The organism is Pseudomonas sp. B16120, from assembly GCF_044218845.1.
GTDB lineage: Bacteria > Pseudomonadota > Gammaproteobacteria > Pseudomonadales > Pseudomonadaceae > Aquipseudomonas > Aquipseudomonas paracarnis.
Map to the genome: position 1 here is coordinate 5,231,638 of NZ_CP162588.1, position 15,220 is coordinate 5,246,857.

13 protein-coding genes are annotated in these 15,220 nt (G+C 60.6%); 11 read left to right on the forward strand and 2 right to left on the reverse strand.

Going from position 1 to position 15,220, the window contains the following annotated elements:
- Positions 1-102: 102 nt before the first annotated feature.
- Entirely contained in the window at positions 103-420 is a 318-nt protein-coding gene (locus tag AB4P90_RS24475; RefSeq protein WP_014719938.1) for a Rieske (2Fe-2S) protein, read from the forward strand.
- On the opposite strand, the gene sfsA is transcribed toward AB4P90_RS24475, so the two are convergent.
- Together sfsA and AB4P90_RS24485 are read right to left on the reverse strand one after the other, a co-directional pair.
- On the reverse strand, positions 417-1,130 hold the full coding sequence (gene sfsA / locus AB4P90_RS24480) for a DNA/RNA nuclease SfsA (protein ID WP_014719939.1): 714 nt from the start codon (positions 1,128-1,130) through the stop codon (positions 417-419). The genes AB4P90_RS24475 and sfsA overlap by 4 nt on opposite strands.
- A complete protein-coding gene (locus tag AB4P90_RS24485) occupies positions 1,130-2,302 on the reverse strand; it encodes a pyridoxal phosphate-dependent aminotransferase (RefSeq protein WP_395605431.1) in 1,173 nt (390 codons plus the stop codon). Before AB4P90_RS24485 ends, sfsA begins: the two co-directional genes overlap by 1 nt.
- A gap of 320 nt (positions 2,303-2,622) precedes the next feature.
- On the opposite strand from AB4P90_RS24485, the gene dksA reads away from it, so the two are divergent.
- The 10 genes from dksA (at position 2,623) to pgi (ending at position 15,164) form a co-directional block, all read left to right on the forward strand.
- A complete protein-coding gene (gene dksA, locus AB4P90_RS24490) occupies positions 2,623-3,066 on the forward strand; it encodes an RNA polymerase-binding protein DksA (protein ID WP_003194150.1) in 444 nt (147 codons plus the stop codon).
- 83 nt (positions 3,067-3,149) lie between these two features.
- Positions 3,150-4,037, forward strand: coding sequence for a tRNA glutamyl-Q(34) synthetase GluQRS (gluQRS, locus tag AB4P90_RS24495; RefSeq protein ID WP_395605432.1), 888 nt, complete (start codon positions 3,150-3,152; stop codon positions 4,035-4,037).
- A gap of 62 nt (positions 4,038-4,099) precedes the next feature.
- Positions 4,100-4,276, forward strand: a complete 177-nt coding sequence (locus AB4P90_RS24500) for a hypothetical protein (RefSeq protein ID WP_003176118.1) — start codon at positions 4,100-4,102, stop codon at positions 4,274-4,276.
- Positions 4,260-7,214, forward strand: a complete 2,955-nt coding sequence (locus AB4P90_RS24505; RefSeq protein WP_003194154.1) for a sensor histidine kinase — start codon at positions 4,260-4,262, stop codon at positions 7,212-7,214. Before AB4P90_RS24500 ends, AB4P90_RS24505 begins: the two co-directional genes overlap by 17 nt.
- 22 nt (positions 7,215-7,236) lie before the next feature.
- Entirely contained in the window at positions 7,237-8,673 is a 1,437-nt protein-coding gene (locus tag AB4P90_RS24510) for a sigma-54 dependent transcriptional regulator (RefSeq protein ID WP_096144125.1), read from the forward strand.
- Between the two features lie 697 nt (positions 8,674-9,370).
- Positions 9,371-10,774, forward strand: a complete 1,404-nt coding sequence (locus AB4P90_RS24515) for a polynucleotide adenylyltransferase PcnB (RefSeq protein WP_003194157.1) — start codon at positions 9,371-9,373, stop codon at positions 10,772-10,774.
- Between the two features lie 2 nt (positions 10,775-10,776).
- Complete coding sequence (folK, locus tag AB4P90_RS24520) at positions 10,777-11,262, forward strand: 2-amino-4-hydroxy-6-hydroxymethyldihydropteridine diphosphokinase (RefSeq protein ID WP_395605433.1); 486 nt, start codon at positions 10,777-10,779, stop codon at positions 11,260-11,262.
- A 364-nt stretch (positions 11,263-11,626) separates the two neighbouring features.
- On the forward strand, positions 11,627-12,427 hold the full coding sequence (gene panB, locus AB4P90_RS24525; RefSeq protein WP_014719944.1) for a 3-methyl-2-oxobutanoate hydroxymethyltransferase: 801 nt from the start codon (positions 11,627-11,629) through the stop codon (positions 12,425-12,427).
- Positions 12,424-13,275 carry a pantoate--beta-alanine ligase gene (gene panC, locus AB4P90_RS24530; protein WP_395605434.1) on the forward strand — a complete coding sequence of 284 codons (852 nt, stop codon included), beginning with the start codon at positions 12,424-12,426 and terminating at the stop codon, positions 13,273-13,275. Before panB ends, panC begins: the two co-directional genes overlap by 4 nt.
- A 224-nt stretch (positions 13,276-13,499) precedes the next feature.
- Positions 13,500-15,164, forward strand: coding sequence for a glucose-6-phosphate isomerase (gene pgi / locus AB4P90_RS24535; RefSeq protein WP_003194166.1), 1,665 nt, complete (start codon positions 13,500-13,502; stop codon positions 15,162-15,164).
- The last annotated feature ends 56 nt before the right edge of the window (positions 15,165-15,220 follow it).

Genomic DNA, 15,220 nt, shown 5'->3' on the forward strand with positions numbered 1-15,220 from the left:
TAACCCCTGCCAGGCATCGTATTGAGCACCCAGTCAGCTGACGGGCGAAGCAGGCATTTGATAATTGTTTGCATTTGAACGTCAAGGCACTTAAGGATTGAAATGAAGTTTCTCTGCGCCTCAGGCGACCTCACCCCCAACAGCAGCCGCGGTTTTGATATCGATGGCCACAGGCTGTTGGCGGTGCGTCGGGACGGCACTGCGTACTTCTATCTCAACCGCTGCCCCCATCGTGGGATCCCACTGGAATGGCAACCTGATCGCTTCCTCGACGACAGCGCCAGCCTGATCCAATGCGCCACCCATGGCGCGTTGTTCCTGATTGAAAGCGGCGAGTGCATCGCCGGGCCCTGCGCAGGCCAACACCTCACTGCCCTGCCCGGTCGCGAAGACGAACAGGGATTGTGGGTCGATCTCTAGTCGCCCAGCAGCACCTTCAACCGACGCTCGACGTAAATCTCCTGCGGCGTGACCCGTACGCCGTAGGCGAGCACCTCCACACCTGCAGCCTTGGCCTCACGTAGCGCCGCCGCATAACCGGCGTCGATTTCCACAGCCGGGCGCACCGCGTCGATCCCCGACAGGTTCACGCAATACAACTGCACCGCCCGTATACCGTCGCGCGCCAGGTGGGCCAGCTCACGCAAGTGCTTGGCACCGCGCTGCGTCACCGCATCGGGGAAAGCCGCCACTGAGCTGCCATCAAAGCCCAGGGTGACGCTTTTGACCTCGACAAACGCAGCGCCCTGGGGGTAATCCAGGCGAAAGTCGATGCGGCTTTTCTCCTGGCCATAAGGCACCTCACGCTTCAACGCGGTAAAGCCGTTGAGTTCAGTGATCACACCGGCCAGCAGGGCTTCTTCCACCAATTGATTGGCACGCGCGGTGTTGACGCACGCCAGCCGGCCCTGGGGTGTTTCGGCAATTTCCCACGTGCCCGGCAGCTTGCGCTTGGGATCCGTAGAACGGCTGAACCAGACCTGGCCACCTTCGACCATGCAGTTGAGCATCGAACCGGTGTTAGGGCAGTGAATGGTGAGCAACTCGCCGGTAACGGTTTCGATATCGGTGAGAAAGCGCTTGTAGCGGCGGATCAGCCGCCCTTCTTCAAGAGGAGGATTAAAACGCATCAGCCTTGCCAACTCCGCAAACCACGGGCAATCCGCTCCACCGCTTCTTGCAGCCGATCAAGGTTTTGCGTGTAGGCAAAACGCACATGGTGCCCCGCCTGGTAGCGACCGAAATCCAACCCGGGCGTAAAGGCCACATGTTCGGTTTCGAGGAAATGCCGGCAAAACGCGAAGGCATCGCCGCCGAACGCGCTGATATCGGCATACAGATAAAAAGCACCTTCGGGCTCCACGGCGATACCGAACCCCAGCTCACGCAGGGCCGGCAGCAGGAAGTCACGGCGGCGGCCAAATTCGGCACGGCGCTGCTCCAGAATCTCCAGGGTTTGCGAGGTGAAACAGGCTAACGCGGCATGCTGAGCCATGCTTGGCGCACTGATGTAGAGGTTCTGCGCCAATTTCTCCAGTTCACCCACCGCTTCAGGGGGCGCCACCAGCCAACCGAGGCGCCAGCCGGTCATGCCGAAATACTTCGAAAAACTATTCAGAACAAAGGCGTCATCATCGACTTCCAGCACGCTGGCCGCGTCGGTGCCGTAGGTGAGGCCGTGATAAATCTCGTCGACCACCAAATGACCGTTGCGCGCCTTGATGGCGCCCGACAGCCCAGCCAGCTCGTCCCGGGTGAGGATCGTGCCGGTGGGGTTGGCGGGCGATGCCACCAGTGCGCCGACACTGTCCTGGTCCCAATGCCTGGCCACCAGATCGGCGGTCAACTGGTAGCGTACGTCTGGGCCGACCGGCACCAACTGCGCCGCGCCTTCCACAAGGCGCAGGAAGTGTCGGTTGCAGGGGTAGCCTGGGTCCGCCAGCAGCCAATGTTTACCCGGATCCACCAGCAAACTGCTGGCCAGCAACAATGCGCCGGAGCCACCGGGGGTGATCAGAATGCGTTGCGGGTCGATGCTCAAACCGTAGCGTTGCTGGTAGAAACCACTGATGGCTTCGCGCAATTCGGGCAAGCCGCGGGCGGCGGTGTAGCGCGTCTTACCGTTTGCCAACGCGGCTTGGCCGGCCTGGATGATCGGCTCGGCGGTGGTGAAATCCGGCTCGCCGATTTCCAGGTGGATCACGTCGTGACCGGCGGCCTGCAGCTCATTGGCACGCGCCAGTAACGCCATGACATGAAAGGGTTCGATGGCGCGACTACGCGCACTGTAGGGCTGAGCCATTAGCCTTCCTTAGACGGTGAGGACAAAATCTGGATTCTACCGAACCCTCACGGTAAAACATGCTCTATTGCCTGATTGGGGCTGCAAGTGCACCCTGCGCACGCTCGTAAAACAGCTAAAATCAATATTCGAGGCGATACATACCCAGTCATGGCGGGCTGCTGCGGTTTGCAACCCCTTTGCCCTGGGCCTCGACAACCGGGAGTAGCGCACCCTGAATCTATCTGGTAAGTTCGCCCGCTTGCAGCCGCAGGGCCGGCAGGTGTCGGTGACGTTGCAATCCTGCGCAATGGATTAGAAGAGTGAGAGGCGGTCTATTCATGTCCACCCAAGCAAAGCAACAGCAGACTCAAGGCCTCGGCGGCTTCGAACCCTATGTCGAAAAAAAGGGCGAGGAGTACATGGGCGAGCCCATGCGCGAGCACTTCACCAAGATCCTCAACAAGTGGAAACAGGACTTGATGCAGGAAGTCGACCGTACGGTTGACCATATGAAGGATGAAGCGGCCAACTTCCCTGACCCGGCCGATCGTGCCAGCCAGGAAGAAGAGTTCGCCCTCGAACTGCGCGCCCGCGATCGCGAGCGCAAGTTGATCAAGAAGATCGACAAGACCCTGCAACTGATCAAAGACGAAGAATACGGCTGGTGCGAATCCTGCGGCGTCGAAATCGGTATTCGCCGACTGGAAGCCCGCCCAACCGCAGACCTGTGCGTAGACTGCAAGACCTTGGCTGAAATCAAGGAAAAACAGGTCGGCAAGTAACGTTGCCGAGTTGAACGAATGGAGCGTGCGAACGCTCCATTTTTGTTTCTGGCGTTTATCGGTTATGCAGTAGTATCCGGGCCATGACAGCCTCTACCTATATTGGGCGTTTCGCCCCCACACCCAGCGGCCATTTGCACTTCGGCTCCCTGGTTGCCGCCCTTGCCTCCTACCTCGATGCACGCGCCCACCACGGCCGCTGGTTGATGCGCATGGAAGACCTTGACCCTCCCCGTGAAGAGCCCGGCGCTCAGGCGGCGATCCTGCATGCGCTGGAAAGCTACGGCTTTGAATGGGATGGCGAACTGGTTCGCCAGAGCGAGCGGCATGATGCCTACGCCAAAGTACTGAACGATATGTTCAACCACGGCCTGGCCGACGCCTGCACCTGCTCGCGCAAGCAGTTGGAGCCCTACAACGGGGTTTACCCAGGCTTGTGCCGCAATGCCGGCCACGACCCGCAAGACGCCGCCATCCGCCTGCGCGTGCCCGAGTTGGAGTATCACTTTGTCGACCGTGTGCAGGGCGAGTTCCGGCAGCATCTGGGTCGCGATGCCGGCGACTTCATCATTCGTCGGCGCGATGGCCTCTACGCCTACCAACTGGCGGTGGTGCTCGACGACGCCTGGCAAGGTGTAACCGATATCGTACGCGGCGCCGACCTGCTCGACTCCACGCCGCGCCAGCTTTACTTGCAAGAACTGCTGGGCCTGCGCCAACCCCGTTACTTGCATGTACCGCTGATCGTGCAGCCAGACGGCAACAAGCTGGGCAAGTCCTACCGCTCTCCACCGTTGACAGCCGACCAGGCCACGCCTTTGCTGCTCAGAGCACTGCGCGCCCTTGGCCAACAGCCCGACGCGCAACTGCTGTACGCCAGCCCACGAGAACTGCTGGATTGGGGCATTGCACACTGGGACGCCACCCGCATCCCGCGCACGCTGACCCTGGCCGAAGCGCAATTGAGTTGAAGGCGCTTGCAGGTTGCCAGCCATCCGTTAACATCGCGGCAGATTTTTAATCAGAGGCCAACATGTACATCTATCGTTTGGTCCTGCTGCTGGTCGTCGGGATCTACCTGTTCTCCCCCGCCATCATGGATTGGTGGATCGACGCCACGGGCGCCTGGTATCGCCCTTATCTGCTATGGCTGATCCTGATCGTCGTGACCTTCATCCTGCAGAGCCAAAAAGATGCCGATGAGCTTTAGTCTCACCCAGATGCTGCTGATCAGCGCCGCCTACCTGGCTGCGTTATTCGGCGTGGCCTGGATCAGTGAGCGCGGAATGATTCCTCGGGCGATCATTCGCCATCCGCTGACCTACACCTTGTCCCTGGGCGTCTACGCCAGTGCCTGGGCGTTCTACGGCACGGTGGGGCTGGCCTATCAGTACGGCTACGGCTTTCTCTCCAGTTACCTGGGGGTGTCCGGCGCGTTCCTGCTGGCGCCGGTGCTGCTGTATCCGATCCTGAAAATCACCCGGACTTACCAGCTGTCCTCCCTGGCAGACCTGTTCGCCTTTCGCTTTCGCAGCACCTGGGCCGGCGCGCTGACCACCATCTTCATGTTGATCGGCGTGCTGCCGTTGCTGGCCCTGCAGATCCAGGCGGTGGCCGACTCCATCAGCATCCTGACCCGCGAGCCCGTGCAACATCGGGTTGCCCTGGCGTTCTGCGCGCTGATCACCTTGTTCACCATCTTCTTTGGCTCTCGCCATATCGCCACCCGCGAGAAACACCAGGGCCTGGTGTTTGCGATTGCCTTTGAGTCGGTCATCAAGCTGATCGCCATCGGCGGTGTCGGTCTTTATGCGCTCTACGGCGTGTTCGACGGCCCCCAACAGCTGGAGCTGTGGCTGCTGCAAAACCAGACCGCCCTCGCCGCCTTGCATACCCCCTTGCAGGAGGGACCATGGCGTACGCTGCTGCTGGTGTTCTTCGCCTCGGCGATCGTGATGCCGCACATGTACCACATGACCTTCACCGAGAACCTCAACCCGCGCTCGCTGGTCAGCGCCAGCTGGGGCTTGCCGCTGTTCCTGTTGCTGATGAGCCTGGCGGTGCCGCTGATCCTGTGGGCTGGCCTGAAACTGGGGGCCACCACCAACCCCGAGTATTTCACCCTGGGCATCGGTATTGCTGCCAACAGCCCGGCCCTGGCGCTACTGGCGTATGTCGGGGGGTTATCGGCCGCCAGCGGGTTGATCATCGTCACCACCCTGGCACTCTCGGGCATGGCGCTCAACCACTTGGTACTGCCGCTGTACCAGCCGCCGGCCGAGGGCAATATCTACCGTTGGTTGAAATGGACCCGACGCGCGCTGATCGTCGCGATCATCATGGCCGGTTACGCGTTTTATCTGCTGCTGGGCGCCGGGCAAGACCTGGCCAACCTCGGCATCGTCGCGTTTGTCGCCACCTTGCAATTTCTGCCGGGCGTGTTGTCGGTGCTGTACTGGCCGACTGCCAATCGCCGTGGCTTTATTGCAGGGCTGCTGGCCGGGATCCTGGTGTGGACCGTGACCATGCTGCTACCGCTGGTCGGCAATCTGCAGGGCTTCTATATCCCGTTGCTGAACATGATTTACGTGCTGGACGACACCAGTTGGCACATGGCGGCCATCGCCTCGCTGGCCGCCAACGTACTGATGTTCACCCTGATCTCGCTGTTCACTAACGCCAGCGCCGAAGAAACCAGCGCCGCAGAAGCCTGTGCGGTAGACAACGTACGCCGCCCGCAACGCCGCGAACTGCATGCGGCATCGCCCCAAGAGTTCGCCACGCAACTGGCCAAGCCCCTGGGCGCCAAGGCCGCACAAAAGGAAGTCGAACAGGCGCTGCGCGACCTCTACCTGCCATTTGACGAGCGCCGCCCCTATGCCCTGCGCCGCCTGCGTGACCGTATCGAAGCCAACCTGTCCGGTTTGATGGGGCCGAGCGTGTCCCAGGACATGGTGGAAACCTTCTTGCCCTACAAGGCCGGTGGCGAAAACTACGTCACCGAAGACATCCACTTCATCGAAAGCCGGCTGGAGGACTACCACTCGCGCCTCACAGGCCTGGCCGCCGAACTCGACGCCCTGCGCCGTTACCACCGCCAGACCCTGCAGGAACTGCCGATGGGCGTGTGTTCCCTGGCCAAGGACCAGGAAATCCTGATGTGGAACAAAGCCATGGAAGAACTCACCGGCATCGCCGCCCAGCGGGTGGTGGGTTCGCGCCTCAATACACTGGGCGATCCCTGGAAAGAGCTGCTGCAGGGTTTCATCAACCTGCCGGACGAGCACTTGCACAAACAGCACTTGGCCCTCGACGGCCAGACCCGCTGGCTCAACTTGCACAAAGCGGCCATCGACGAACCTCTGGCGCCGGGTAACAGCGGCCTGGTGCTGCTGGTAGAAGATTTGACCGATACACAGATGCTCGAAGACAAGCTGGTGCACTCCGAACGCCTGGCCAGCATTGGGCGCCTGGCGGCCGGCGTGGCTCATGAAATCGGTAACCCGATCACCGGTATCGCCTGCCTGGCGCAAAACCTGCGGGAAGAGCGCGAAGAAGACGGGGAAATCACCGAAATCAGCGGGCAGATCCTTGAACAGACCAAGCGGGTTTCACGCATCGTCCAGTCGCTGATGAGCTTTGCCCACTCCGGCGCCCATCAGAATCAGGACGAAGCGGTGTGCCTGGCCGAAGTCGCGCAGGATGCCATTGGGCTGTTGGCCTTGAACCGGCGCAATTTCGAAGTACAGTTCTTTAACCTGTGCGATCCGGACCATTGGGTCGATGGCGACTCACAACGCCTGGCCCAGGTGCTGATCAACCTGCTGTCCAACGCCCGCGACGCGTCGCCGGCCGGCAGTGCTGTACGCGTCAAGAGCGAGGCTTTCGAGCACACGGTCGACCTGATCGTGGAAGACGAAGGCAGCGGCATTCCACAGAACATCATGGACCGATTGTTCGAACCCTTCTTCACCACCAAGGACCCCGGTGAAGGTACCGGTCTGGGCCTTGCACTGGTCTATTCCATCGTTGAAGAGCATTATGGACAAATCACCATCGACAGCCCGGCTGACACACAAAGCCAACGCGGCACCCGTATCCGGGTGACCTTGCCGCGTCATGTCGAAGCGACGTCCGCTGTGAACTGAGACCGTCGAGAGAATTGAATCAATGCCGCACATTTTGATCGTCGAAGACGAAACCATTATCCGCTCTGCCTTGCGTCGCCTGCTTGAACGTAATCAGTACCAGGTCAGCGAAGCCGGCTCGGTGCAGGAAGCCCAAGAGCGATTCAGCATTCCCACGTTCGACCTGATTGTCAGTGACCTGCGCCTGCCAGGCGCCCCGGGCACCGAGCTGATCAAGCTGGGCCAGGGCACCCCGGTGCTGATCATGACCAGCTACGCCAGTCTGCGCTCGGCGGTGGACTCGATGAAGATGGGCGCGGTGGATTACATCGCCAAGCCTTTCGATCACGACGAGATGCTCCAGGCCGTGGCCCGCATCCTGCGTGACCGTGTGTCGGCCAGCAGTGCGCCTGCCGAGCCACGCCCCACCGGCAAGACCAGCGGCGCCGAAAAACCAGGCGCCAGCAACAGCAATGGCGAGATCGGCATCATCGGCTCCTGCCCTCCGATGCAGGACTTGTACAGCAAGATCCGCAAGGTGGCGCCAACCGACTCCAATGTATTGATCCAGGGCGAATCGGGCACCGGCAAAGAACTGGTGGCCCGCGCCCTGCACAACCTGTCCAAGCGCGCCAAGGCGCCGATGATCTCGGTGAACTGCGCGGCGATCCCCGAATCCCTGATCGAATCCGAGCTGTTCGGCCACGAGAAAGGTGCGTTCACTGGCGCCAGCGCCGGGCGTGCGGGCCTGGTGGAGGCCGCGGACGGCGGCACCTTGTTCCTTGATGAAATTGGCGAGCTGCCGCTGGAAGCCCAAGCGCGTTTGCTGCGCGTGCTGCAGGAAGGCGAAATTCGTCGCGTGGGTTCGGTGCAATCGCAGAAGGTCGATGTTCGATTGATCGCGGCGACACACCGAGACCTGAAGAGCCTGGCCAAGATCGGCCAGTTCCGTGAGGACTTGTATTACCGCCTGCATGTCATCGCGCTCAAATTGCCGGCCCTGCGCGAGCGTGGCGCCGACGTCAACGAAATCGCCAACGCGTTCCTGTTGCGTCAAGGCGCACGCATTGACCGCACCGACCTGAAGTTTGCCGCGGACGCCGAGCAGGCGATCCGTCACTACTCGTGGCCAGGGAACGTGCGCGAGCTGGAGAACGCCGTCGAGCGCGCCGTGATTCTGTCGGAGAGCCCGGAGATTTCCGCCGAATTGCTGGGCATCGACATCGAGCTCAGCGACCTGGATGACGACGACTTCATCGGCCTGGCCCCGCAGCAGGGCGGCGGTAGCAATACCAGCCATGAGCCGACGGAAGATTTGTCACTGGAAGACTACTTCCAGCACTTCGTGCTCGAGCATCAGGACCATATGACCGAGACCGAACTGGCCCGCAAACTGGGTGTAAGTCGCAAGTGTTTGTGGGAACGGCGTCAGCGCCTGGGCATTCCACGGCGCAAGACCGGGGTGGCCAGCGAAAGCTGAGAGCGCAGCCCCACAGGTAACACCTGTTGATGTGAAAAAACTGTTACCGCTGACTTTTCACGTAACAAAAGCCGGGGCTTACGGTAACGAAGCCCCGGCTTTTTTTTGGCCCTCAATCTGGCGAAACCAGCCCAAACCCCCGGTTTTGCTGGACGGCGCAAAAGTTGGCACGCACCCTGCTATATGCTTAGTACAAAAACAATAACAAGCTTTGTACAAGACAATAAAAATAAGACGAATCGACTCACGCATAACAAAAACAACACGGCGGAGGCGCAGCTAACTGATTCTTTTGGAGAGGCGTTGCATTTGGGGCTTGCCCCGCAACCAGGCCGAGAACAACAAAAACTGCCCTAAGGCAGAGCCTGAACTGGTTGGATCGTAGATCAGCAACACAGCGACCAAAGCAATCCGTTTGCTCTTGACTCCCGATTGGGAGTGTCATGAAGGTGAAACTTCGTGGCGAGGGCGATCAACAAAAACAAGAAGCCCGACATCAATAATAAAAATAGAGCACGCAACTACTTCTGGGGGAGCTTCGGCTCCCCTTGTAGTTTCCGGGATTTGACCTGCAAACGCTTATGGCGCAATGCCTTTAGCTTGTTCCTACACCATCCCCTGACTAAATGCTAGAATCCCCGCCCATCATGCGGTCATTCTTCGTTATGGCCGAACATTCCTTCAAACAGTGCATCCCATGCTGAAGAAGTTGTTCCAGTCATTCCGTTCTCCCTTGCGTCGAACGCAACACAAACGCAGCACGCCTGAAGTGCTCAATAGCAGCCAGCATTCGCTGCAGCGCGCTCAATTCAGCCGTTATGCAGTGAACATCGTCGAACGTTTGCAGAACGCCGGCTACCAGGCCTACCTGGTGGGTGGCTGCGTACGCGACATGTTGCTCAACATCACGCCCAAGGATTTCGACGTCGCCACCAGTGCCACGCCTGAACAAGTGCGCGCCGAGTTTCGTAATGCACGAATCATCGGCCGGCGCTTCAAGCTGGTGCATATCCACTTTGGTCGCGAAATCATCGAGGTCGCAACGTTCCGCGCCGGTCACCCGCAAAACGATGAAGAGGAGGACACCAACCAGTCTTCCCGCAACGAGAGCGGGCGCATCCTGCGCGATAACGTCTATGGCACCCTGGAAGAGGACGCGCAACGTCGCGACTTCACCATCAACGCCTTGTATTACGACCCGGTCAGCGAGCGCATCCTCGATTACGCCAACGGCGTACACGACATTCGCAACAACCTGATCCGGCTGATCGGCGACCCGACGCAGCGCTACCAGGAAGACCCGGTGCGCATGCTGCGTGCCGTGCGATTCGCCGCCAAGCTCAACTTTGGCATCGAAAAACACACCGCCGCACCGATTCGCGAACTGGCGCCGATGCTGCGGGAAATCCCCTCGGCACGCCTGTTTGAGGAAGTGCTCAAGCTGTTCCTTTCGGGCTACGCCGCCGACACCTTTGAAATGCTGGTGGACCTGCAGTTGTTCGACCCCCTGTTCCCGGCCAGCGCCGAGGCCTTGGAGTACAACCCGACGTACACCCACACCTTGATCAGCGAAGCCTTGATCAACACCGACCTGCGCATCAAGCAGAACAAACCGGTGACCCCGGCGTTCCTGTTTGCCGCCTTGTTGTGGCCGGCCCTGCCCAAACGCGTACTGCGCCTGCAGGACCGTGGCATGCCGCCGATCCCGGCCATGCAGGAAGCGGCTCACGAGCTGATCGCCGAACAGTGCCAACGCATCGCCATCCCCAAACGTTTCACCATGCCGATCCGCGAAATCTGGGACATGCAGGAGCGCCTGCCACGCCGCAGCGGCAAGCGCGCCGATCTGTTGCTGGACAACCCGCGCTTCCGTGCCGGCTACGACTTCCTGCTGCTACGCGAAAGCGCGGGCGAGCAGACCGATGGCCTGGGCGAATGGTGGACCGATTATCAGGACGCCAATGACAGCCAGCGCCGCGAAATGATTCGTGAACTGGGCAGCAAAGGTGATAGCGCCGGCGAAGGCCCGAAAAAGCGTCGCCGCAGCGGCACCAAGCGTAAACGCAGCAGTGCCGATGCCTCGGGCGCTGCGGGCGAATAAACGTGGAACGTATCTACATCGGCATGGGCAGCAACCTGGCTGCCCCGGAGCAACAATTGCGCAGCGCGATCCAGGCGCTGGCGCAATTGCCTGGCACTCAGCTCGCCGGTGTGTCCGCCTTCTATCAAAGCGATTCACTGCTGCCCGGCCAGCCGCCCTACACCAACGCCGTTGCGGCGCTGGACAGTCACTTGGTGCCATTGGACCTGCTCGATGCGCTGCAAGCCATCGAAAACGATCAGGGCCGCGAACGCCTGGAACGCTGGGGCCCGCGCACCTTGGACCTGGATATCCTGCTGTTCGGTGATCGCCTGATCGATGAGCCGCGCCTCAAGGTGCCGCACTACCAGATGCATCTGCGCGCGTTTGTACTGTATCCGTTGGCTGAGTTGGCGCCAGCCGACCTGCAGCTGCCTGACGGCCAGCGTTTAAGCGACCTGCTCACCGCCTGCCCGTTCGTCGGCCTGGAACGCCTCCCTCAAGAATGACCCGGTCAATGTGGGAGCTGGCTTGCCTGCGATGCAAGCGACACGGTGTATCAGCCACACCGAGGTGATGCCATCGCAGGCAAGCCAGCTCCCACATTGGATATTCAGTGCGCCCCAAGCCTGTGCCCATCTTGCTGAATCGCGTCAGTAACAGCGGTAACACCGCCATCGTAACAATGCGGTAACACATCCAATTGACTTCCCGTGTCCTCCTCACGACTATAGGCGTCCCGCTGCCGCCAACCCGGCGCGACAGGGCGCAATCCAGGCCTTATAAGCACTGCTTTCAAGACAGTGCGCCTGTATAAACGAAGACTCACGCGCGTTACTCGCTGTTTCCAAGCGCCTGAACGAGGACCCTTTCATGCCAGACATTACCCTGACCACCTTGCAGAGCCTCAAGCTCAAAGGTGAAAAAATCACCATGCTGACCTGCTATGACGCCACCTTCGCCCACGCCAGCTGCCAGGCTGGCGTCGAAGTGCTGCTGGTGGGCGACTCCCTGGGCATGGTTCTTCAAGGGAATGACAGCACGCTGCCCGTGACCACCGATGAACTCGCCTACCACACCGCCAGCGTCAAGCGGGGCAACGATGGCGCTTTGATCATCGCGGACCTGCCGTTCATGGGTTACGCCACCCTTGAGCAAACCTTCCTGAACGCCGGCAAGCTGATGCAGGCGGGCGCGCATATGATCAAAGTCGAAGGTGCCGTGTGGCTGGCCGAGTCGATCCGGTTGCTGGCCGAGCGCGGCGTGCCAGTGTGCGCGCACATGGGCCTGACACCGCAGTCGGTCAATATCCTCGGTGGTTACAAGGTCCAGGGCCGCAATGAAGCCCAGGCCCGCCAGATGCGCGCCGATGCTATTGCACTGGAACAAGCCGGTGCTGCGATGATTCTGCTGGAGTGCGTGCCGAGCGAACTGGCCGCCGAAATCACCCAGGCCGTCAAAGTGCCCGTGATCGGGATTGGCGCAGGTTCCGCCACCGACGGCCAAGTGCTGGTATTGCACGACATGCTCGGCCTGTCGATCACTGGCCACGTACCGAAGTTCGTGAAGAACTTCATGGCCGGCCAGGACAGCATCCACGCGGCCCTGAGCGCCTACGTCAGCGAAGTCAAGAATGTAACTTTCCCAGGTATTGAACACGGGTTCTCGGCATGAACACCGTTAAAACCGTCCGCGAACTGCGGGCTGCCGTAACCCACGCCCGCAGCGCCAGCAAACGCATCGGCTTTGTGCCCACCATGGGTAACCTGCACAGCGGCCACGCCACCCTGGTGACCAAGGCCGCGCAGCAAGCGGATTTCGTAGTGGCGAGCATTTTCGTCAACCCGCTGCAATTCGGCGCGGGCGAAGACCTGGACAAATACCCGCGCACGTTGGCCGCCGACCAGGAAAAACTTCTGCAGGCGGGCTGCAACCTGCTGTTTGCGCCCACGGTCGAGGAAATGTACCCCGATGGCATGAACGGCCAGACCCGAGTCAGCGTGCCACAGCTGTCCGAAGGCTTGTGCGGCGCCAGCCGCCCAGGGCACTTCGAAGGCGTGGCCACGGTGGTCAGCAAGCTGTTCAACATGGTCCAGCCGGACATGGCCGTATTCGGCCAGAAGGACTACCAGCAGTTGGCGGTGATCCGCGCCATGGTCCGCGACCTGAACATGCCGATCCAGATCATCGGCGAGCCTACCGTGCGCGCCGAGGACGGCCTCGCGCTGTCATCACGCAACGGTTACCTCACCGAGGAGCAACGTGCGGTCGCACCAGTGCTGTACCGCGCGCTCAGCCAGATCGCCACGGCCATCCAAGGCGGCGATCATGATTTTGCCAGGCTTCGCGCCGAGCACATTCAGCAGATTGAAGCCGCTGGGCTGCGCATGGACTACCTGGAAGTGCGCCAAGGCGTACATCTGCGCCCGGCCACGGCTGAAGATCGTGATGTGGTGATCCTGGTCGCCGCTTATCTGGGGGCAACACGCCTCATCGATAACCTGCACCTGAACCTCGCCTGACCCCCGCTTTACCCTCAACCTGTTGCCCCGGCGGCTGTGCCGGTATAAAAAAGTACCGGCCACAGCGCAGACAAAGCCAAGACATATCCACACGCTAGGTTTAATGTAACTGCCCTGCGCTATGGTTAGCGCTGTCTGGAACCCAATCCTTGCGATAAGACTGGATGTTCCGGGCTTTGAAGTGTCCTAAAGGCAGTCCCCGTAATAAAAGGAAACCCGCAGCGATGGCGTACTACCGCACCCCTCATGACGTTACCGCGCTGCCCGCCTGGCAAGCGCTTGTTCAACATCGCCAAGCCATGCAGGATTTCAGCATGCGCGAGGCGTTCAATGCCGATCCTCAGCGTTTTTCCCAGTTCACCTTGAGCAGCTGCGGACTTTTCCTCGATTACTCGAAAAACCTGATCACCAGCGAAACCCGCGACCTGTTGGTGGGCCTGGCCAAGGAAGTCAATCTCAAGGCGGCGATCGACGCGCAGTACGCTGGCGAACCGGTCAACTCATCTGAGGGCCGCCCTGCCCTGCACACCGCCCTGCGCCGCCCGGTGGGCGATAAGCTGTCGGTCAACGGCGTGAACATCATGCCGGACGTGCACAAGGTGCTGAATCAGATCACTGACCTGGTCGGCCGTATCCACGACGGCCTGTGGCGTGGCTACACCGAGAAGCCGATCACCGACGTGGTGAACATCGGCATCGGTGGCTCGTTCCTCGGCCCGGAATTGGTCTCGGAGGCCTTGCTGTCCTACGCCCATAAAGGTGTGCGTTGCCACTACCTGGCGAACATCGACGGCAGCGAGTTCCACGAACTGACCATGAAGCTGCGCGCCGAGACCACGCTGTTTATCGTCTCGTCCAAATCCTTCAACACCCTGGAAACCCTGAAAAACGCCCAGGCCGCCCGCGCCTGGTACCTGGCCCAGGGAGGCTCGGAAGCCGAACTGTATCGCCACTTCATCGCCGTCTCGAGCAACAATGCCGCAGCCGTGGCCTTCGGTATCCGCGAAGAAAACATCTTCCCCATGTGGGACTGGGTCGGTGGGCGCTACTCGCTGTGGTCTGCCATCGGCTTGCCAATTGCCCTGGCTATCGGCATGTCCAACTTCAAGGAACTGCTGTCGGGTGCCTACACCATGGACCAGCACTTCCTGAACGCGCCGTTCGAAGCCAACATGCCCGTGCTGCTGGGCTTGCTGGGGGTGTGGTACGGCAACTTCTGGGGTGCGCAGAGCCATGCGATCCTGCCGTACGACCATTACCTGCGTAACATCACCAAGCATTTGCAGCAGTTGGACATGGAATCCAATGGCAAGAGCGTGCGCCAGGACGGTACACCAGTGTCCACCGATACCGGCCCGGTGATCTGGGGCGGCGTAGGCTGCAACGGCCAGCACGCTTACCACCAGTTGCTGCACCAAGGGACTCAATTGATCCCGGCCGACTTCATCGTGCCGATCGTCAGTTTCAACCCTGTGTCCGACCACCATCAGTGGCTGTACGCCAACTGCCTGTCCCAGAGCCAGGCGCTGATGCTCGGTAAGACCCGCAGCGAGGCCGAAGCCGAGCTGCGTGAGAAGGGCTTGCCGGAAGCCGAAGTACAGAAGCTGGCACCGCACAAGGTGATCCCGGGCAACCGTCCGAGCAACACCCTGGTGGTCGAGCGCATCAGCCCACGCCGCCTGGGTGCGCTGGTGGCGATGTATGAGCACAAGGTGTTCGTGCAGAGCGTGGTGTGGGGCATCAATGCCTTCGACCAATGGGGCGTTGAACTGGGCAAGGAGCTGGGCAAAGGCGTGTACAACCGCCTGACCGGCGCCGAAGAAACCTTGGCCGAAGATGCTTCGACCCAGGGCCTGATCAACTACTTCCGTGGTCGCCACCGCGGCTGAAGCCGTTCATTCAAGGCCAACGTCCGTTTGGACGTTGGCCTTGAACCCTCCCGCCC